Source organism: Acinetobacter sp. PW68, assembly GCF_020982655.1.
Taxonomy (GTDB): Bacteria; Pseudomonadota; Gammaproteobacteria; order Pseudomonadales; family Moraxellaceae; genus Acinetobacter; species Acinetobacter towneri_A.
This window is the reverse complement of the sequence record NZ_JAHZSX010000001.1, coordinates 1,524,722-1,545,779: the sequence shown is the minus strand read 5'-3', so window position 1 is coordinate 1,545,779 and position 21,058 is coordinate 1,524,722. Positions and strand designations below refer to the sequence as shown.

Annotated in this window: 20 protein-coding genes and 2 pseudogenes; 11 read left to right on the top strand and 11 right to left on the bottom strand. The window is 40.6% G+C overall.

What is annotated here, in order from left to right; genetic code table 11:
• Positions 1-66: 66 nt before the first annotated feature.
• From trmA to K1T76_RS07465, 4 genes are all read right to left on the bottom strand, one after another.
• Positions 67-1,149, bottom strand: coding sequence for a tRNA (uridine(54)-C5)-methyltransferase TrmA (gene trmA, locus K1T76_RS07480; protein WP_230245050.1), 1,083 nt, complete (start codon positions 1,147-1,149; stop codon positions 67-69).
• A gap of 162 nt (positions 1,150-1,311) precedes the next feature.
• Positions 1,312-2,013, bottom strand: a complete 702-nt coding sequence (locus K1T76_RS07475; protein WP_230245049.1) for an SIR2 family NAD-dependent protein deacylase — start codon at positions 2,011-2,013, stop codon at positions 1,312-1,314.
• Between the two features lie 262 nt (positions 2,014-2,275).
• Positions 2,276-3,184 carry an alpha/beta fold hydrolase gene (locus K1T76_RS07470; protein ID WP_230245048.1) on the bottom strand — a complete coding sequence of 303 codons (909 nt, stop codon included), beginning with the start codon at positions 3,182-3,184 and terminating at the stop codon, positions 2,276-2,278.
• A gap of 143 nt (positions 3,185-3,327) precedes the next feature.
• Positions 3,328-3,879 carry a PadR family transcriptional regulator gene (locus tag K1T76_RS07465; protein WP_230245047.1) on the bottom strand — a complete coding sequence of 184 codons (552 nt, stop codon included), beginning with the start codon at positions 3,877-3,879 and terminating at the stop codon, positions 3,328-3,330.
• A gap of 132 nt (positions 3,880-4,011) precedes the next feature.
• Here K1T76_RS07465 and K1T76_RS07460 point away from each other — a divergent pair, with 132 nt between their 5' ends.
• The 3 genes from K1T76_RS07460 (at position 4,012) to K1T76_RS07450 (ending at position 7,852) form a co-directional block, all read left to right on the top strand.
• On the top strand, positions 4,012-6,036 hold the full coding sequence (locus K1T76_RS07460) for an NADPH-dependent 2,4-dienoyl-CoA reductase (RefSeq protein WP_230245046.1): 2,025 nt from the start codon (positions 4,012-4,014) through the stop codon (positions 6,034-6,036).
• Positions 6,037-6,242: 206 nt separating this feature from the next.
• Entirely contained in the window at positions 6,243-6,656 is a 414-nt protein-coding gene (locus tag K1T76_RS07455; RefSeq protein WP_230245045.1) for a nuclear transport factor 2 family protein, read from the top strand.
• 89 nt (positions 6,657-6,745) lie between these two features.
• Complete coding sequence (locus K1T76_RS07450) at positions 6,746-7,852, top strand: YheT family hydrolase (protein ID WP_230245044.1); 1,107 nt, start codon at positions 6,746-6,748, stop codon at positions 7,850-7,852.
• 197 nt (positions 7,853-8,049) lie between these two features.
• On the opposite strand, the gene K1T76_RS07445 is transcribed toward K1T76_RS07450, so the two are convergent.
• Positions 8,050-8,463, bottom strand: a complete 414-nt coding sequence (locus K1T76_RS07445) for an internalin (protein WP_230245043.1) — start codon at positions 8,461-8,463, stop codon at positions 8,050-8,052.
• Positions 8,464-8,689: 226 nt separating this feature from the next.
• Here K1T76_RS07445 and K1T76_RS07440 point away from each other — a divergent pair, with 226 nt between their 5' ends.
• From K1T76_RS07440 to K1T76_RS07410, 7 genes are all read left to right on the top strand, one after another.
• On the top strand, positions 8,690-10,330 hold the full coding sequence (locus tag K1T76_RS07440) for a CTP synthase (protein ID WP_230245042.1): 1,641 nt from the start codon (positions 8,690-8,692) through the stop codon (positions 10,328-10,330).
• Between the two features lie 31 nt (positions 10,331-10,361).
• Positions 10,362-11,219: a 3-deoxy-8-phosphooctulonate synthase gene (kdsA, locus tag K1T76_RS07435; RefSeq protein ID WP_230245041.1), complete on the top strand. Its 858-nt coding sequence runs from the start codon at positions 10,362-10,364 to the stop codon at positions 11,217-11,219.
• Positions 11,220-11,293: 74 nt separating this feature from the next.
• Entirely contained in the window at positions 11,294-12,583 is a 1,290-nt protein-coding gene (gene eno, locus K1T76_RS07430) for a phosphopyruvate hydratase (protein WP_019837270.1), read from the top strand.
• Between the two features lie 13 nt (positions 12,584-12,596).
• Entirely contained in the window at positions 12,597-13,004 is a 408-nt protein-coding gene (locus tag K1T76_RS07425) for a septum formation initiator family protein (RefSeq protein ID WP_019837271.1), read from the top strand.
• On the top strand, positions 12,958-13,692 hold the full coding sequence (ispD, locus tag K1T76_RS07420) for a 2-C-methyl-D-erythritol 4-phosphate cytidylyltransferase (protein ID WP_230245040.1): 735 nt from the start codon (positions 12,958-12,960) through the stop codon (positions 13,690-13,692). Before K1T76_RS07425 ends, ispD begins: the two co-directional genes overlap by 47 nt.
• 127 nt (positions 13,693-13,819) lie before the next feature.
• A complete protein-coding gene (gene rodA / locus K1T76_RS07415) occupies positions 13,820-14,956 on the top strand; it encodes a rod shape-determining protein RodA (protein ID WP_154320713.1) in 1,137 nt (378 codons plus the stop codon).
• 187 nt (positions 14,957-15,143) lie between these two features.
• A complete protein-coding gene (locus tag K1T76_RS07410; RefSeq protein WP_154320714.1) occupies positions 15,144-16,052 on the top strand; it encodes an AEC family transporter in 909 nt (302 codons plus the stop codon).
• 28 nt (positions 16,053-16,080) lie between these two features.
• Here K1T76_RS07410 and K1T76_RS07405 read toward each other — a convergent pair whose 3' ends face one another.
• Positions 16,081-16,731, bottom strand: coding sequence for an A1S_1983 family putative colistin resistance protein (locus tag K1T76_RS07405; protein ID WP_004973366.1), 651 nt, complete (start codon positions 16,729-16,731; stop codon positions 16,081-16,083).
• Between the two features lie 98 nt (positions 16,732-16,829).
• On the opposite strand from K1T76_RS07405, the gene ispF reads away from it, so the two are divergent.
• A complete protein-coding gene (gene ispF / locus K1T76_RS07400; protein WP_004973369.1) occupies positions 16,830-17,318 on the top strand; it encodes a 2-C-methyl-D-erythritol 2,4-cyclodiphosphate synthase in 489 nt (162 codons plus the stop codon).
• Between the two features lie 34 nt (positions 17,319-17,352).
• Here the strand turns inward: ispF and K1T76_RS07395 are convergent.
• The 5 genes and pseudogenes from K1T76_RS07395 to K1T76_RS07375 all read right to left on the bottom strand — a co-directional run.
• Positions 17,353-17,592, bottom strand: a pseudogene (locus K1T76_RS07395) (hypothetical protein); the annotation flags it as partial.
• A 74-nt stretch (positions 17,593-17,666) separates the two neighbouring features.
• Entirely contained in the window at positions 17,667-18,440 is a 774-nt protein-coding gene (istB, locus tag K1T76_RS07390; protein ID WP_001053379.1) for an IS21-like element ISAba8 family helper ATPase IstB, read from the bottom strand.
• Positions 18,440-19,459 (bottom strand): IS21-like element ISAba8 family transposase, encoded by a 1,020-nt coding sequence (istA, locus tag K1T76_RS07385; RefSeq protein WP_230245039.1) that lies wholly within the window; start codon positions 19,457-19,459, stop codon positions 18,440-18,442. Before istA ends, istB begins: the two co-directional genes overlap by 1 nt.
• An 89-nt stretch (positions 19,460-19,548) precedes the next feature.
• Positions 19,549-19,833: pseudogene (locus K1T76_RS07380) on the bottom strand (hypothetical protein); the annotation flags it as partial.
• A gap of 61 nt (positions 19,834-19,894) precedes the next feature.
• A complete protein-coding gene (locus K1T76_RS07375) occupies positions 19,895-20,986 on the bottom strand; it encodes a 3-deoxy-7-phosphoheptulonate synthase (RefSeq protein ID WP_230245038.1) in 1,092 nt (363 codons plus the stop codon).
• Between the last annotated feature and the right edge of the window lie 72 nt (positions 20,987-21,058).

Below are 21,058 nucleotides of genomic sequence, written 5' to 3'. Positions count from 1 at the left end.
ATCATAATATTTACGAGCGATCAAAAGCAGAACTTGTAAATATTGAAGAATAATGCAACAAATTGTTTAAATCTTTTCCAGTAAAACACCTGACTCAACATGATGGGTGTACGGAAATTGATCAAACAGTGCAAATTGCGTCACTTTATGGCTTTGACACAAGGTTTTTAAATTGTCATGCAAGGTATCAGGGTTACACGAAATGTAAATAATACGCTCAAAACGCTGTAGGAGTTTTAAGGTGTCATCGTCAATTCCTGCACGTGGCGGATCGACAAAGACCGTATCAAAATCATAACTTGAAAGATCAATGTTCGCTTCTTGCAAACGGCGGAATTCACGTTCACCGTTATAGGCTTGAGTAAATTCTTCAGCCGATAAACGTGCGACTTGAATATTCTCAATCTGGTTTTGTTCAATATTCCATTGCGCTGCATATACCGAAGATTTAGCCAGTTCAGTGGCAAGTACGCGACGAAAACGGGTCGATAGCGGCAGGGTAAAGTTACCGTTGCCACAATAAAGTTCTAATAAATCTTGCTCAGAATGTTCGGCAACCGTACACGCCCATTCCAACATTTTTTGGCAAACTTGCGCATTTGGCTGGGTAAAGCTACTTTCAATTTGCTTATAGGTATAAGTGCGATCAAAAACTTGTAATTGTTCAACTACATACTCATCGGATAGCACAAACTTTTGCCCACGACTTCGTCCAATCAATTTAATGTTTAATGCTTTGCTCAATGCTTGGGCTGCAGACTCCCAATCAGACTCAAGTTTGCGATGATAAAGCAGTGAAACTAACATTTCGCCACTTAATGTTGCTAAAAAATGCACTTCAAATAAACGAGCCGATAATACGGGATCGGCTTTCAGGGCGGCTAACAGCTTTGGCATTAATAAGTTAATGCTACGGTCTGCAATCGGAAACTCATCTACACGAATAACTTTTTTCTGCTTATCTTCACTGCGTTCAAACATGGCATAAAACAGATCATCTTCAATATGCCAAATTCGGAACTCTGCCCGCATACGGTAGTTGTGTTCTGGTGAGGCAAATACTTGCAAGGCAGGCGGGTTATATTCGGCAAATTGGGCAAAAATACGGGCAACTTTTGCATCAAGTTGTTGCTGATAAGATGAGGTCATATGCAGTAAACATCACAAACACAGAGAAAGAGCGATGGTAACAAAGTTTTAAAGAGATACCTAAAACTATTATGAAAATGATGCAATCCTGCAAGATGTCAAAATAGCCTAAGCATGTTGATGACATCTTACAAGTGGAAAAATTTAGATACTGTAATTACTTTAAACTTGATGTAATTGATCGAACAATTGCTGCATGCCCTCAGTGGCAGTTTTGGAAATCCGTTGAAATTGAGCAGGAAGTTGGGCTTGCATGGCTTTTGGGTCAATATAATAAGCCTGACAATTTGCAGGAATTTCGTGTACTAATCCAGCAACAGGGTAAACCTCCAAACTTGTACCAATCACAATAAAAATATCGGCATCTTGAATCAAATCCAGTGCTTCTTCATAGGCAGGAACTGCTTCGCCAAACCAGACCACATGCGGACGTAAAGGATAGCCTTGTGGGCAAAGATCCTGTTGCAAGTTCAGCGAGTCACCTTCAATTGGAAAAAATTCTGTCGTGTATTGTGCATGAGGCCCTGAGCTTTTGGCTAAACGAATATTGCCGTGTAAATGCAAAACTTCTGAACTGCCTGCACGTTCATGCAAATCATCAATATTTTGGGTGATCACTTGTACATCAAAATCATCTTCAAGTTCAGCAATTAAGCAATGCGCTAAGTTAGGCTGCGCATTAAGAATGTTTTTTCGACGTTCATTATAAAAGCGCTGTACTAATTCAGGATTTCTTGCCCATGCTTCAGGACTTGCGACATCTTCTACACGATGCTTTTCCCATAAGCCATCACTATCTCTAAAGGTGTTGATTCCGCTTTCTGCGCTCATACCTGCACCCGAAAAAACCACTAATTTACGCATGTATTATCCTCTTGATGGATGGTCGGATTTGAGTATAAGTGTCGAAAAGTGAAAAACAAATCTGCAGCAATTTTTTCAGAGTTTTAAGTTTTTAAATATGTAAACCTTCAAGGCTTTTTGCTTGAACAGCAATTGACTGAAACTGAGTCTATGATTCGCGATAGCGCCTATTTAAACCATGCACGTTAGGTAACATATTTTCGTCTGGCTCAAAAACATTGCCTAGCAGTGTCGAAGACTTCCACCATTTTGTTTTAGCAATTTAGCTGTTTAATTTTAAAAACCGCCCAATTTCCTGACTAAACTTCAGGGGTTCGGTCAGTAACGGAGTATGCCCAGATTGGTGAAATATCACTTGTTTCGCATTTGGCATAGCTGCTACTACTTGACGTTGTCCTTCTGCCGCATACAGGGTCGATTGTGCACCTGTAAAAAAGACTGTCGGGCAACTGAGTTGGGTTAAAGTTTCACGATAATCTTCCTGATGGTGCAAATAATTGTCGATATACCAGCGAAAATAATCTAGGCGCTGCGTAGGTAAAATATAGCGTTGTAAAACAGGACGTTTAACGGCGAGTTTAAATAAAAACGGACTGATTTTATTGCTGGCTTGTAGCTCGATTAATTTCAGCCAAAGTTCGATTAAATTTTTACGCTGCAATATATCCATTTGATGAATATCAGTATATTGCGCGTGATCATGCAAAAACTCGGACAGATGAATCAATAACTTTTTAAATTGTTGGTGTTGATTGCCAAATAGGCCATAAGGCCAGTTTTCATCTACTCCAATTTTAGGGGATTGGTCAATTTGTAAATAACTGCTTAAATGGGCAGTCAGTTGCCCATACCGCATACCATGCATAGCAGTGGTTGCACCCATGGAATAGCCTATCAGTTTAAATTGCTGCAGGTTCTGCTGTTGAAGTAGACTGTTTAAATCTTGCCAATGGCTAGAAATGGCATCCAATTCTGGAACGGCACACAGGTTAGAACCTCCAAAGCCACGCCAATCTGGAATAATAAAACGATACTGTTTTTTATGTTGATATAGAAACGGCAACCATTGCCAACTGTGCATGCCTAAACCTGAAAGTACAACCACAGGCTCACCTTGACCAAATTCACGTACAAATAGGGCTTCGCCATCGAGCATGCGGTAAAAAGGCATCAGCATTTCCTTGCATGGTTGTGATTAAAGATGCGTTATTCTTTATAGCATAGCCTGATTCTTTATAGCATAGCTTGATCATATCTATATGGTGAGTAATCCTGATTTAGTTTTGATGGGGGCTTTTATTTAAAAATATACTTTTAAGATGAAGCTTCGGCATCAAATTTTTTTAGTTCAGGAATCACGTTTTCTAGCCATGCAATCCAGCCAATTTCCTGATCTATTCCCAACTGTAAAATCATTTTATGAATATACAGGGTGCGGTTATTCGCTGGTGCTTGGCTAAAGTCTTTGGCAAAAATCTGTTGATAGGTGTGCAACTTGGCTTTATGGAGCAACAAATGACGTTCCAGTTCTGGCAAGACACTGTTGCCGCCAAGTTGGGCTTCTGCACGTAAACGTACCATAAGTTCTTCGCGTAATTGCGCAGGAGGGCTTTGCTCAATCATCCAGCTTGCCAGTTCATGCCGTCCCAACGCTTCTACCTGATAGGTTTTGCTGCGACTGCTAGAATCTTCATCTTCTAAGGTTGAAATCCAACCTTTTTTTAGCATGCTATTTAGTTCACGGTAAATTTGTTGATGGGTCGCATTCCAGAAAAAACCCATAGAACGGTCAAAACGGCGTGCCAATTCAATACCATTACTGGGTTTTTCAATCAGACTGGTCAATAAAACGTGAGCGAGCGACATAAACAGAGCAACATTATTTTTCAGCTTTTATTATGCAACATGTTGCATAAAAATCAAATCTAGAATATAAAAGTATGCAACAAGTTGCATTAAGCATAAAACAGCCAGCATTTTTGCCAGCAGGGAGATTCTATGTCTGACTATCCACATTTACTTGCACCTCTAGATTTAGGCTTTACCACTTTAAAAAATCGGGTCTTAATGGGCTCAATGCACGTTGGACTAGAAGAAGCACCAGGTGGATACGAACGCATGGCGGCTTTTTATGCAGAGCGTGCCAAAGGTGGTGTGGGTCTGATTGTTACAGGTGGAATTTCACCGAATGATGCAGGCTTAACATTTGCAGGTGGTAATAAGCTTGATACTCTTCAAGAGGCAGAAAAACATAAAGTTGTGACTCAGGCTGTGCATGATGCAGGTGGCAAAATTGCCTTACAGATTTTACATACGGGGCGTTATTCTTATCAGCCTGATATTGTCGCGCCTTCAGCAATTCAGGCACCCATTAACCCAAGTAAACCACATGCACTGACTTCGGCAGAAGTGCAGCAAACCATTGCCGACTTTGTGAACTGTGCCAAATTAGCGCAATACGCAGGCTATGATGGTGTGGAAATTATGGGTTCAGAAGGTTATTTAATTAATGAATTTATTGCTGCGCGTACTAACCATCGTGATGATGAATGGGGCGGCAGTTATGAAAACCGTATTCGCTTCCCAATTGAAATTGTTAAACGTACCCGTGCAGAAGTCGGTGAAAACTTTATTATTATTTACCGCTTATCAATGCTCGATTTAGTCGAAGGCGGTTCAAGCTTTGAAGAAGTTGTGCAGTTGGCACAAGCGATTGAAAAAGCAGGGGCAACCATTATCAATACGGGGATAGGCTGGCATGAAGCGCGTATCCCGACCATTGCAACCAAAGTACCTCGCGCAGCTTTTACATGGGTGACAGAAAAATTAAAAGGTTTGGTCAAAGTACCTTTAATTACCTCAAACCGTATTAATACCCCTGAAATGGCAGAGCATGTTTTGGCTGCGGGGCATGCCGATATGGTGTCGATGGCACGTCCAATGTTGGCAGATGCATTCTTTGTACAAAAAGCAGAGCAAGGTCGTAGTGATGAAATCAATACGTGTATTGGTTGTAACCAAGCCTGTTTAGACCATATTTTCTCGATGAAAATTGCTTCATGTTTGGTTAATCCACGTGCTTGTCATGAAACAGAACTCATTTTTAAAGAAGCAGCACAGGCTAAAAATATTGCGGTAATTGGTGCAGGGCCTGCAGGTTTAAGCTTTGCAACCTATGCTGCAGAACGTGGGCATCAGGTGACGATTTTTGAAGCATCGAATCAAATTGGTGGGCAGTTTAATATCGCTAAAACCATTCCTGGTAAAGAAGAGTTTTACGAAACTTTACGCTATTTTAAGCGTCAAATTGAGTTGCAGCCGAATATTAAATTGGTGCTGAATCATACGGCTAGTTTTGAACAATTGCTCAATGCTGACTTTGATGATGTGGTTGTGGCAACAGGTGTAACCCCGCGTAAACTGGATATCGCAGGTATTAATCATCCTAAAGTGCTGAGTTATATTGAAGTTTTAAAAGAGCGTAAGCCTGTTGGACAACGTGTGGCGATTATTGGGGCAGGCGGTATTGGGTTTGATACTGCAGAATATTTAAGCCATGAAGGTGAAAGTGGCAGCCTAAATCCTGAAAAATTCTACGATGAATGGGGCATTGATACCAATTATGCGCATGTTGGTGGTTTAAAAGCTGCCAAAGTTGAAGAATCACCACGTGAAATTTATTTGTTACAACGTAAAGCATCGTCCGTGGGTGCAGGCTTGGGTAAAACAACAGGCTGGATTCATCGAACAGGTTTAAAAAACCGTGACGTTAAAATGATTGCAGGGGCAAGTTATGACCTGATTGATGATCAAGGCTTGCACATTACCGTCAATGGTCAAAGCACAGTGCTAGAGGTTGATCATGTAGTGATTTGTGCGGGGCAGGAATCTTACACAGCCATGTATGAGCAATTACAGGCAGCAGGTAAGAATGTACATTTGATTGGAGGGGCGAAAGAAGCAGGTGAGTTAGATGCCAAACGTGCAATCCGTCAGGGTGCTGAATTGGCTGCGAAAATTTAATGCAACTCCTTCTCCCTTTCCTTATGAGAAAAGGTTAGGGAGAGGGTTAATAATCGTCTCTGTCCTTTGAAAAATGGAGCTCGAGAGCATTCTTATACAAAATTTCTCTAATCTACCTTTCCTGCGCTTCGACTTAAAGCAGTGCCTTAGTCTCGCTCAGGCACTTTATATAGTAAGGAAATATCAAAATAAAAAAGGAACTTAACATGATCTTAGAAACAACAAAATCAGCCGTACAGCGTTGGCATACAATGCTGCAAAACCGCGATATGTCTATTCTGAGTGAATTACTGGCAGATGATGTGGTGTTTCGCTCACCTGTGGCGTATCAACCGTATACGGGCAAACAAGTGGTGTTTTTTATTTTAACCAATGTAATTCAGGTTTTTGAAAACTTTTCTTATCACCGTGAGTTTTATACGGAAGATGGTTGCAATGTTGTACTTGAATTTTCCGCCAATGTCGGAGATAAAAAACTTAAAGGAATTGATATGATTCAATTCAATACACAAGGACAAATTGTGGACTTTGAAGTGATGATTCGCCCGAAGAGTGGTTTAGAAGCATTAGCTGTACAAATGGGACAACGTATGACTGCCTTTATGCCAACTGAAAAATAAAATAAAGCGTGTGTATGGCGATGTTGTTGTTTTATTGAAATCGTTTTTAGGTCGCCGTGATATGAAGTAAATGGATTGCTGGGAGTAAAATGATGTCTACATTACAAAAAATAGCGCAAATTACACAAGCGGTTTTAGATCAGATCACAGGCGCAGATATACCGACACTATATTATCATCCGCATGGGGAAATCCGTCGGGTATTGGATTATTTACCCCAGCTCAAAGAAAAATACCGACCAACGCCGTGGTTGTCAAATACGCACGTGCATCTTTTGTATTTTGATTTAATTAAAAAGAAAACCATTCGTCAGCAGTATGATCAGGTTGATCAACTCACTATGCAAGATGGCGGTATCACCGCAGTTGCTTGGGTGGGGTACGACTTGCCTGCAGATACTCCCACGATTGTTTTAATGCACACCATTACAGGTTCTTTGGAGAGTATGCGTGAGTTGGTGCGTGATTTACATCAACAGACACAGTGGCGCATTGCCTTATGTTTACGTCGGGGACATGGTGATTTACCTATGCCTGTACCACAAATAAATATCTTCGGTTCGACACATGATTTGCGTGAGCAAATAGCGTTTATTCAGCAGCAATTCCCTCATTCTGAATTATATGGAGTCGGTTCTTCGGCAGGGTCAGGATTATTAGTGCGCTATTTGGGTGAAGAAGGTGAGCAAACCCCAATTAAAGCAGCATTTGCACTGTGCCCAGGATATAACACCGAATTAGGCTTTCAATACGTGCATCCTTTTTACAGTAAAGTGATGACCAAAAAATTATTCCAGTTTTTTATTCACCCCCATCAGGACATTTGGAAAAATCTTAAATCTTTATCACAAGTATTGAGTGCGACCAGTCTAGCCGAGTTTGAAAAGGCATATTTTGAAATGGCGGGTTTTGAAGACTATGACAGCTACACAAAAGCCATTAACCCTATTTATGTGTTTGAGCATGTCAAAATTCCACTTATGGTTTTAAATGCAGAAGATGATCCTGTGTGTCACATCAAAAACTTTGACCCTTATAAAGAAATCATCCGAAAAATGCCAAATATTATGGTGGTGACGACCCGTAAAGGCAGTCATTGTGGTTTTTATGAAGGTGTCGGTTTTACTAAATCTTGGGCTTCACGTTTGATTTCGAATTATTTTAAAGTACATTCGCAGTTGCAGCAGGCAAGTTAAAGTGAATCGCACAATTGCATATAGAAGTATGTATTTGCATTTAAAGTATATTCACGAATTATCCCGGTGACGACTCATTCAAGTTAATAAAAACCCAGTACGAAATGACTGGGTTTTTTTACGTTAATTCAAATCCAAGATGAGAACTGACTTGTTAAAACTGACTTTGACTAAAGCTAAGTTTTAAGTGAGAGCGCTTAGTTCTCAAGTGCTGGGGTTGCAGCAGCAATTGCAGCGGCAACAGCATCATCTTCAGATTGAGCACCTGCGTTATTGCTTGGACGTGCTTGAGTTGGTTTGTCTTCTGCAACAGGAGCTGCCGCTTTAGGTGCAGGTGCAGCAGCAGGTTGTGAAGGTGTTTCACGACGGATTTCAGTCGTGGTGTTCGCTGTTTCAGTACGTTCCACTTCTACCTGTGCAGGCGATTCTGGTTCAGCATCTTGAATGTTTTCAACAGGTTCTAGTGGTTCAAATTGAGTAGTTTCAGTAGTTTGTTCAGTTTGAACCTCTACTTGTTCTTGCTCATCTTGCTTTGGCTGTTCTTTTTTTACACATGCAGTCACTAACAACGCCGTTGCAATTGCACCACAAATTAAAAGTTTCTTATTCATAATTGCACAAAATTAAAGATCGGATAGACGGACGTATTATAGCAATAAAATGACAGATGAAAATCCTCTCAAGAAGTTCTAATTTTTTACAGGAAATGCTGATAAAATAGCCAATTGTTTATTGTTCTATGAATTGATGCGGAATGACTTTGCTTTATTGGTGCAGAGTAAAGTAAAATTGCGCAACATTGCAGGCCTGTTTAGGCTCGATTGTACGAGAAACCCAATGACCCATTTTATTTTCGTAACTGGTGGTGTAGTTTCATCACTAGGTAAAGGTATTTCAGCTGCTTCAGTTGCTGCACTTTTAGAAGCCCGTGGTTTAAAAGTAACCATGGTCAAAATGGATCCATACATTAATGTCGATCCAGGGACAATGAGTCCTTTCCAACATGGTGAAGTTTTTGTCACAGAGGATGGTGCCGAAACTGACTTAGATTTGGGTTATTACGAACGTTTCTTGCGTCGTGCGAAAATGACCAAGTTAAATAATTTTACCTCTGGTCGTGTGTATCAAGACGTTCTAAATAAAGAGCGCCGTGGTGATTACTTGGGCGGTACCGTTCAGGTGATTCCACACATTACCGACAATATTAAAGAACGTGTACTTCGCGCTGGCGAAGGCTACGATGTCGCAATCGTAGAAATTGGCGGTACAGTAGGTGACATTGAATCTCTCCCATTCATGGAATCTGTACGCCAATTGATGGTGGAATTAGGGCATAAGCGCACCATGCTCATGCATTTAACTTTATTGCCATATATCAAATCTGCAGCAGAGCTTAAAACCAAGCCAACTCAACACTCAGTCAAAGAATTATTATCTATCGGTATTCAGCCAGATATTCTCATTTGCCGTACTGAGCACGATGTTGATGCAGACACAACCCGTAAAATTGCGTTATTTACTAACGTAGAAGCACGTGCGGTTGTGGTATGTAAAGATGCAAAAACTATCTACCAAATTCCACGTACATTTTATGAACAAGACGTAGATGATTTAATCTGTGAGCGTTTTGGCTTCATTGATTTTCCAGAAGCAGATTTATCTGATTGGGATAACGTAGTCGATGCATTATTAAACCCAGAATACAGCGTTCGTGTGGCGATGGTGGGTAAATATGTTGAATTACCGGATGCCTATAAATCTGTAAACGAAGCATTGTTACATGCGGGCATTCAAAACCGCGTCAAAGTTGAAATTGACTATGTCAATGCAGAAGAGCTTGAAAGCCAAGACGTTAATAGCGTACTTAAAGAGGCTGATGCAATTTTAGTCCCAGGCGGCTTTGGTGAACGCGGTACTGAAGGCAAAATGCAAGCCATCAAATATGCACGTGAAAACGGTGTACCATTCTTGGGAATCTGTTTGGGTATGCAGTTGGCTGTGATTGAATATGCGCGCAATGTTGCAGGTATTACCGATGCAAGTTCAACAGAGTTTAACCGTTCGACTAAGTCGCCACTTATTGGTTTGATTACTGAGTGGTTAGATGAGCGAGGTGAAGTTCAACAGCGTTCTGTCGATTCTGACTTGGGTGGCACTATGCGTTTAGGTGCACAAAAATCTGAATTGGTTGAAGGTACTAAAACTCGTGAAGTGTATGGTTCTGCAGAAATTGTAGAGCGCCATCGCCATCGCTATGAAATGAATAACCGTTATATCCCTGTGCTTGAAGAAGCAGGTCTTAAAATTTCGGGTTATTCACCTATTCAGCACTTGGTTGAAACTGTTGAAATTCCGCAACATCCTTGGTTTATTGCGGTACAATTCCACCCAGAATTTACCAGCTCGCCACGTGATGGACATCCATTGTTTGCTGGCTTTATTGGTGCAGCAAAACAACAGCATCAAAAAACCAAATAAGATGGCTTTAGGGATAAACTAGGAAGTTGAAATGTCACAATTAAAACCACAAGAAATTGTACGTTTGGGTGATATACAAATGGCGAATCATTTGCCATTTGTATTGTTTGGCGGCATGAATGTACTTGAGTCTAAAGACCTTGCATTTGAAATTGCTGAAACTTATGTGGATATTTGCACACGATTAAATATTCCGTATGTATTCAAAGCCAGTTTTGACAAAGCCAACCGTTCTAGCCTGAACTCATTTCGTGGTCCGGGTTTAGAAAAAGGCATTGAATGGCTAGCTGACATTAAAAAGCATTTTAATGTGCCAATCATTACCGATGTGCATGAGCCGTATCAGGCTGCGCCTGTGGCAGAAGTGGCAGACATTATTCAGCTTCCTGCGTTTTTAAGTCGTCAAACCGATTTGGTTGAAGCGATGGCGAAAACTCAAGCCATTATCAACATCAAAAAAGCACAATTTCTTGCACCGCACGAAATGCGTCATATCCTGCATAAGTGTTTAGAAGCAGGGAATGACAAGTTGATTCTTTGTGAGCGTGGTTCAGCATTTGGTTACAACAACTTGGTTGTCGATATGCTGGGCTTTGACATCATGAAAGAAATGAATGTACCTGTGTTCTTTGATGTGACCCATGCTTTGCAAACTCCGGGTGGTCGTGCAGACTCAGCTGGTGGTCGTCGTGCACAAATTACCACATTGGCACGTGCTGGTATGGCAACTGGCTTGGCAGGTTTATTTTTAGAAGCACATCCTGAACCAGAGCAGGCAAAGTGTGATGGCCCATGTGCGTTGCGTTTATCACAACTTGAGCCGTTCTTGTCACAGCTTAAAGAGTTGGATACTTTGGTAAAAGGTTTCCAAAAGCTAGATACACACTAAATTAGACCCATTATTAAATTATAGAATCATTGATGCCTAAAGCATCACGTTATTAATCAACTGAGGAATTGTTCATGAGCCAAATCGTTGACATTCGTGCACGTGAAATTTTGGACTCTCGTGGTAACCCAACCATCGAAGCAGACGTAATCTTAGCATCTGGCGTAGTTGGCCGTGCATGTGCACCATCAGGTGCTTCAACTGGTTCTCGTGAAGCTCTAGAACTTCGTGATGGCGATAAAGCACGTTATTTAGGTAAAGGCGTTAAAACTGCGGTAAACAACGTAAATACTTTGATTCGTGATGCTTTACTTGGTAAGTCGGTGTTTGAACAAAAAGACATCGACAACACTATGATTGCACTTGATGGTACTGAAAACAAAGAAAAATTAGGTGCAAACGCAACTTTAGCCGTGTCTTTGGCTGCTGCGCGCGCTGCTGCTGACGAAAAGAAAATTCCTCTTTTCCAATACATCGCTGACCTTCGTAACAACAGCATTTTAACTATGCCTGTACCAATGATGAACATCTTAAATGGAGGTTCACATGCGGACAACAACGTTGATATTCAAGAATTTATGATTGAGCCAGTAGGCTTCACTTCATTCTCTGAAGCATTACGTGCTGGTGCAGAAATTTTCCACTCATTAAAATCTGTATTGAACCAAAAAGGTTTGAATACAGCAGTGGGTGATGAAGGTGGTTTTGCGCCAAACTTACGTTCTAACGAAGAAGCCATCACAGTTATTCTTGAAGCTATTGAGAAGACTGGATACAAAGCTGGTTCTGACATCATGTTGGCGCTTGACTGCGCATCTTCAGAATTCTACAAAAATGGTCAGTACGTTCTTGCAGGTGAAGGGAACAAGGCATTCACAAGCAACCAATTCTCTGACTATTTAGCAGGTCTTGTGAATCAATATCCAATTATCTCAATTGAAGATGGTTTAGATGAATCTGATTGGGAAGGTTGGTCTTACCTGACTTCGATTTTAGGTGATAAGATTCAATTGGTCGGTGATGATTTGTTCGTGACTAACCCGAAAATCTTACAACGTGGTATCAATGAAAAAGTAGGTAACTCAATCCTGATCAAGTACAACCAAATTGGTACTTTGACTGAAACGCTTGATGCTATTTATCTTGCTAAAGCAAATGGTTACACAACTGTTATTTCACACCGTTCAGGTGAAACTGAAGACTCTACAATTGCAGATCTTGCAGTAGGTACAGCAGCAGGTCAAATCAAGACTGGTTCACTTTGCCGTTCTGACCGTGTAGCAAAATATAACCAATTACTTCGTATTGAAGAATTGACTAATGCTGCATATCGCGGTAAAGCTGAGTTCAAAGGTTTGAACTAAGCGAAATCAGTAGATGTCTCTATTAAATGTATTTGACTCCAAGGCGAGTAAAGCATTGTTGGGCCTTGCGATCTTTTTGATCGCAGGGTTTCAATATTTACACTGGTTTGGTGAGGGTGGTTATCGTGACCATGCTGCACTGACAGAAAAAATCCAACAACAAATAGAATTAAATACAGAGCTGAAAGAGCGCAATCGCGTACTTGCAGCAGAAGTTTATGATTTAAAAAATGGGGTAGAAGCGATTGAAGAGCATGCCCGTTTAGATTTAGGCTTAATTAAGCCACATGAAACCTTTGTGCAAATGAGCACCATCAGTACACAATATAAACCAATTTATATTCAACCAAATTCCTCAGTAGATTTACGCAACAATGAATCACAACAACCTGCAGCATCAACAACCGCCGCGACACCCTAAACTTTGGGCGGTTATTCCCGCAGCAGGTTCTGGTCGTCGTTTTTCTAGAACTGACCTCAAACAATATCAGTATATTCAAGATCAAACAGTTTTAGAGCACAGCATCGCACGTTTAAATCATTTACCTTTGGCGGGTTATGTTTTAGCGATTGGTCAAGCAGATGATGTAGCAGAAAGCCTAAACTTGGCGCAAAAAGCAAAAGCACATTTTTGCGCAGGTGGTGCAGAGCGAGTGGATTCAGTCTTGAATGCACTGCATTATTTATCTGAAATCGCTCATGCAGATGACTGGGTTTTGGTGCACGATGCAGCGCGTCCTTGTGTGACAGTTGCATGCCTTGAACAGTTGTATCAGACTGCACTGGCAACAGATCAAAGTGCCATTTTGGCTATTCCTGTGCGTGATACTTTAAAAAAGGTAAGCCAAGGCACAAAAATTGAAACCACGGTAAGCCGTGACCAACTTTGGCAAGCGCAAACTCCGCAAATTGCTAAACTTGATGTGCTTAAAACAGCCATTGAATCTGCATTAAAACAGCAATTGACGATTACCGATGAGGCCAGTGCTTTAGAAGCAGCAGGGCAAATTGTAAATGTTGTGCACGGTCGTTCGGATAATATTAAAATCACCTATCCCGATGATTTAGAGCTGGCACGTTTAATTTTAGCCTCACAACAACATGGATGATAAAAATCTAGTGTAATTAACACCGCGTTAAACTTGAATCTTCAACGATTAAGCTTTAATGATTCACTCTGTGCCGCTTTGCTTCTATAATTGTCCATCCTGTCTATTTTAAATACCTTTGAGTCGCATGAATCCATCGCAGCAGTATCGTTTTTTACGTCACTCATTACGTGATGGTAGAAGCATTAAAAATGATTCCTCACGCTGGACTAAATTACATTTAGATCCATGGTTGCTGTGTTTTCTGATTTTAAATGCGATTCTGGGTTTAATGGTGGTATATAGTGCCACCGCGCAAGATATGGGGATGGTGCTGCGTCAAGCAACCAGTTTTGGCATTGGTTTTATCGCCATGATTATTTTGGCGCAAATTCCGCCTAAGGTATATCAAGCTGCCAGTCCATATTTTTATATCTTTGCAGTCATCATGCTGGCTTTGGTTTTGGTCATTGGTGAAACCCGTATGGGGGCAAAACGCTGGATCAGCTTGCCGGGTATTGGCAGTATGCAACCCAGTGAATTTATGAAATTTGCCATGCCATTGATGATGGCGTGGTATTTTTCGCGTCGTGCTTTCCCGCCTAAATTGATCCATATCATTGTCGCTTTAGTGATTATGATGATTCCTTTTGTCTTGGTGGCATTGCAACCCGATTTAAACATTGGTTTGATTATTCCTGGTGTCTTTGCGCTATTTTTAAGTGGCATGTCATGGCGATTAATCTTAGGAGCAATCACTGCATTGGCGCTCGCAGCACCATTGCTTTGGATGTTCTTTTTGCAGGAGTACCAAAAGAAAAGGGTACTCACCTTATTTGACCCAGAGTCGGATGCCTTGGGGGCAGGCTGGAATATTATTCAATCTAAAATTGCCATTGGTTCAGGCGGCTTTACAGGTAAAGGTTATTTAGAAGGAACGCAATCACATTTGGGTTATCTGCCTGAACATCATACTGACTTTATTATGTCGACCTATGCCGAAGAATTTGGTTTTATTGGCGTATTTTTACTGTTCAGTTTGTTTGCTGCCATTATTTTACGTTGTTTGATGATTGGGATGAATTGTTTCCATAATTTTGGACGTTTGTATGCAGGCACGGTTGGTCTGACTTTCTTTTTCTTTGTATTTCTAAACTCAGGGATGGTGAGTGGTATTTTACCTGTAACGGGTGACCCATTGCCGCTGATGAGTTATGGTGGAACGGCTGTTATTTCCATGTTGGCGAGTATGGGGATTGTGATGTCTATCCATACTCATCGTTAATACAGAATCCATCTGAAAGATGATGTAGGTGAGTTTTGCTATTATCATCTTTTTCTCTTTTTGTGGTTTTAAAAAGCCTAAGCAATTAGGATAAACACAAAACAATCCTTATAATATCCAGTAAATTTACTTTATTTATTAAGCAATAATTTAAAAAGAACAGCATAACAGTAACACAGAGCACCCCATGACCCATTTAATTTTTATTGCACTTTTCCCTTTGATTGCCTTAATTGCAATGGGTTATCTGCTTAAGCAATCACGTATGTTGGATGAGCCATTTTGGAAGGGTGCAGAAAAGTTAAATTACTATATTTTGTTTCCTAGCATGTTGTTTTTAAACCTCGCTACAGCAAACATTGAAGCGAAATCAATCGCACAGATTTTGTCGGTCGTAGGGATTATTGTGGCTTTAGTAAGTTGTCTGTTATATGCCTTGCGCGGCTATTTCAAAACACCCGCAGTCCGTTTTGGGGTGTATATGCAAAGCATGGTACGTTTCAATACGTATATCGGTTTGGCTTTGGTCGCAGCATTGTTTCAGGTGCAAGGCATGGCGCTGTTTGCGATTATTTTGGTGTTCTGCATTCCATTGGTGAATGTTTTATCTGTGCTGGCTTTAAGCGATACTAAGACTTTACAGGCAAAGCAAATCTTATGGTCATTAATGAAAAATCCATTAATTTTAGGGTGTATTGTTGGCGGTCTATTTAATTTATCAGGTTTGAGCTTGTGGGAAGGTGCAGCGCATTTTATTCGTCAAATAGCGTTATGCAGTTTGCCTTTGGGATTAATGTGTGTGGGCGCAGCATTACAATTTAATGGCTTGCAACGAGATGTATTCGCATTGGCATTGAATGTGTTCGGGCGTTTGTTATTTATGCCTGCTTTGGCTTGGCTAATTTGTCAGAGCTTAAATGTTCCAGTGTTGGAGTCGCAAATTTTAGTCTTGTTTTTTGCTTTACCTACTGCATCGGCAGCTTATGTACTTACACAAGTTTTAGGGGGAGATAGTCGTTTAATGGCTTCAATTATTAGCTTGCAAACCGTATTCGCCGCATTAACTTTGCCAATTGTGTTGTGGTTGCTCATTTAATCTGTCTAATACAATCTATTGTTCAGCATTAATCGTATAAACGATAGATGCCCGCAAAGCGTTCACAACCTTTTTGTTTGGTTTGAATTTTTAAGATTGCTTTAGAATAATTAAACTCATAACTGCAATCGTGCTCATTGTCGATGATTTTGTTTTTTTGATCAGGTGTTGTATAAGCTAAAAAGGCAATACTTTGGCTTTCAAGGCGGTTATTTGGATTGCGATAAGCAATACCTTCAATTTTAATGCTGTTTTTATTGAGTTGATGAATTTGTAAATGTACGGGTTGTGCAGCAAATTGACCATTTTCATATTTTAAATAATGTTGAGTCATGCTTTGATTCATTGAAGTGAAAAAATTCAGTTGATCAATTCTAAAATCAAATTGCTGAGTATAACAATTTAAGCTTTTGCATTGCTGTAAGCGTTGGATCCACAATTGCTGAGTATCTTCTAACAAGCGAATAGGCGCATCACTCATCAAATAAGCTGTTAAATGTTGATCACTTAATTTTTCACGCAATTCTGAGAAATTTTCTGTGCACACCTGCGCCAACTTTTTATTGGGTGTAGATCTACAATCAATCCCTTGTGCATAAGAGAAAGATGAATATAAACAGCCAAATAACAGCAGTGTACTTAAGTTTTTGATAAGATGAATCTCAGATTTCAACAGCATGATCGCTTATACTTTCACTATGTTGCGCTAGGTCTAATATAGCGAAATCGAAAGTATGAATACAAGATTTCAATGATTTATTTCTACAGGAGTTGAACATGGTTGCACAGATTCGTATTGGACAAGGATTAGATGTTCATGCCTTTGAAGCGGGAGATTTTGTGACGCTTGCAGGTGTTCAAATTCCTCATACACAAGGTTTAAAAGCACACTCAGATGGTGATGTAGTGCTGCATGCACTATGCGATGCATTATTAGGTGCTTTGGCGCTGGGGGATATTGGGCAGCATTTTCCAGATACCGATCCAAATTATAAAGGTGCAGATAGTCGGGTATTGCTTAAACAGGTTTATCAACTCATTTTAGACCGTGGCTATAAACTGAATAACGCCGATATTACTGTGGCGTGCGAACGTCCTAAACTTGCACCGCATACGCTAGAAATGCGCCAAAGTGTCGCTGATGTATTGGATGTAGAGGTCACACAAATCAGTATCAAAGCGACAACCACTGAAAAATTAGGTTTTACTGGGCGTCAGGAAGGTATTTTAGCAACAGCGATTGTATTGATTTCTCATACAAAATAATCGCGTTAGAATTTTATCTATACAATCTGCTGAATTAAGAAAGTTCAGCAGATTCTAAAGCTTGTTGTAAATCTTGCGTGGCTTTACGACCTTGTAATTGCAAAGAAACGGCGTGAATTAAGCCTGTCCAAGTTTCATTGGGTTTCCAGATATCATGTAAAAAGTCTTGAGCCGTTGCAATATCCACATCCATAAAATATTGACGATACAAATACATTAAACTACTGACGTGGTTGTTATTGCTGCAATGTACCCACACCATTTGGCTTTCTAATGTCAACGGCATTCTAAAATTGACCCCTTTTACCTTACAAATGGCAAAGTAAAATTGACCCCTTTGATCTCGTATTAAGTTTCAACCTGGGGTTGAATCCCAATTCTTTTTTTATCCTTCAAACGATAACTCTCACCCGATATTTGTACCACATGACAGTGATGTAATAGCCGATCTAACATCGCAGCGGTCAACGTGACATCATCCGCAAATGACTTAGACCATTGGCTAAAGGGTAAGTTACTCGTCAATATCGTACTGCCTTTTTCATAACGCTTGGCAATCACGTTAAAGAACAGATTCGCTTCTTCACGTCCAAACGGTAAATAACCAATTTCATCGATAATCAGTAACTTTGGTCCCAGTACCGCACGTTGCATATAGGTTTTCAATTTACCTTGCTGATAGGCTGTACTCAGTTGCAGCATTAAATCCGCTGCGGTAATGAACTTGATCTTAATGTTGTTCATGATGGCCTTATAGCCTAATGCCATAGATAAATGCGTTTTTCCTACTCCGCTAGCCCCCAGAAACACCACATTTTCTGCTCTAGCAATAAAGCTCAGATTGAACAGTTCAATCACCTGTGATTTAGGGGCCCCTAGGGCATAATTAAAATCATAGTCTTCCAGGGTTTTGACTTGAGGCAGGCCTGAGAGTTTCATCAGTACCTGCTGACTGCGCTGTTGCCTGGCAGCATATTCATGCGTCAAGATCGCTTCAACAAAGTCGGCATAACTTCCATCCTGACCTAATGTTTGTTGTGCATGATGTGACCATTGTGATGCGATGGCAGGCAGATTGAGCTTTTGGCAAAGCTGCTCTATGCGGTCGTATTGCAGATTCATCAGGAAACTCCCAGCAACTGGTCATATACAGATAAGGGATGCTGCAAACTCTCGTAGGGCATGACATGCTGTGCTGCTGCAACAGGTACAGTGCTGGAACCTGTATCTGATTGCGGTAATGGCGTAAATTTTTGCTGCTCCTGTTGCAGTCGAACAGCCGGTTTTTCTTGCGTGGTGGCATGAATCCGCTGATTGGCGGTTTCATGCAGCCACCGGCCAATGTGGGCATTGGCGACATCAACATCTAACAGTAAACCCGAAGTCTTCAGGCTTGCTTTCAATGGCACAATAAAGCTTGATTTGAGGTATCCATTAAAGCGTTCAACTTTGCCTTTGGTCTGTGCACGGTAGGGCTTACATACGCGAGGACGAAAGCTGTATTTCTTGGCGCAGTCGAGCAGTTTGGGATTCCATTTATGCTGCCCCTCCTGATAGGCATCCCGTTCAATCATGATCGTTTTAGCGTTATCAAACAGGATTTCTTGAGGTACTCCTGCAAAGAACTGAAATGCATTTTCTAGACCATCGATCCATGCATCGGTACGTTCATGATCATAAAATTTCACGAAAGTCGCTCTGGAATACCCTAATGTTGCGACAAAGGCTTTTAAAGTCGTGTTGTTGCGTCGAATCGTGGTGAAATCCACCTGCATTTGTTGGCCAGGTTGGGTTTCAAAACGAATGATCGGTTCCGGTTTGGCAACTGGTTTTAATGTTGCAAGATATTCCCTCAATATCCTGATCTTTCCTGGATATCCCAACCTTAAAATTTCCTGGTAGAGCACAACAGCAGGAATCCATTCAGGATGAGCTGCATTTACACGTTGGAGTAAATAGGGTTTATATGGGTCAAGGATACTTATTCTAGGCTGTATACGCTGATACTGAGGTGTGGTGTTTTGCCGTAAATATTTACGTACGGTATTTCTGGACACCCCCAGTTGACGAGTAATGGCTTTAATAGATTTACCTTGTTGATGAAGTATTTGGATTGTCACTGCTTGCTCCAAAGTTAACATGTTGAGCAGTCCAAAATGACCGCTATATTAACCAAGGGGGTCAGTTTTTAAATGCCATTAGGGGGTCATTTTTACACTGCCGCTAACACTAATAAATGATTGACCAAATCGAGCAATAATAAACATTGATCAGAGGATGGTGTTTCCCATGAAATTGGCAGTTGAATATAGTTTAGTCCAACATCCAGACAAATTTTGTCTTCATGGGGAAGGGCGTGTTCCGCATCACTTTCAGCCAAATTAATGACAGTGCCAATACCATATTCTTTAATTTGTTTTAATTCTTCAGCCGTAGGCTGACCTGAAGAAAACAAACGCTCATGAATGAACTGGAAATTTTTAATTTGGCTAAGTTGGGTTTCAATGTCATTCATGCGCGCAGAATTTCCTATGCTACAAATAGAAACGCCATCATGAAGATGGCGTTTTTAAATCTTAACGATTCACTAAAACGTCTTTTAATGCTTCATGCATTTCAAGCAAGGCTTTTTCAGTGGTATCCCAGTCGATACAACCGTCAGTCACAGACTTACCATACTCTAAATCGCATAAGTTTTCAGGAATATCTTGACGACCACCTTTCAAGTGACTTTCGACCATAATCCCAACAATAGACTTATTGCCATCTAAAATTTGCTCAGTGATATTTTTTAATACCAACGGCTGTAAGTATGGGTCTTTGTTTGAGTTAGCATGACTGGTGTCAATCATGATTTTGGTGCTGACTTTGGCTTTGCTTAATGCATTTTCAGCATTTGCAACAGAACCTGCATCGTAGTTAGGCTTGCCATTCCCACCACGTAAAACCACATGTGCATATGCGTTTCCGCTAGTACGAATCACAGAAACCTGACCTTGATCATTCAGACCTAAGAAACTGTGGCCGTGTTTTACAGATTGCATAGCATTGGTTGCAACCGTTAAGCCACCATCTGTACCATTTTTAAAGCCGACTGGAGAAGAAAGACCAGATGACATTTCACGATGAGTCTGGCTTTCAGTAGTACGTGCGCCAATTGCAGACCAAGAAATTAAATCTTGATAATACTGTGGAGAGTTTGGATCAAGTGCTTCAGTTGCACATGGCAACCCTTTTTCGTTTAACTCAAGTAAAAGCTTACGACCAATACGCAAACCTTTTTCAATGTTAAAAGAGTCATTCATGTCTGGGTCGTTAATTAAGCCTTTCCAGCCCACTGTAGTACGCGGTTTTTCAAAATAAACACGCATTACAATGTAAAGAGAATCTTTTACTTTTTCGCTTAATTCTTTTAAACGATCTGCATATTCATGTGCAGCAACAGGGTCATGAATAGAACATGGACCAATCACCACAAATAGACGCTTGTCTTTACCATCTAAAATATTGCGGATTGTTTCACGACCACGAAGAACGGTTTGATAAGCATTTTCAGTTAAAGGTAACTCAGTTTTTAATTCTGCAGGAGTCACGAGTGGCTGAATACTTTCAATATTCACGTCATCGATGTCTGATTGTGTAAGAGGATTAGACTGTAAAGTATTCATTGCCGTCACTGGTTTGATGATACAAAAGATTGTTTAATAGCCTGAATATAACATGAATTTCACTATATTTTG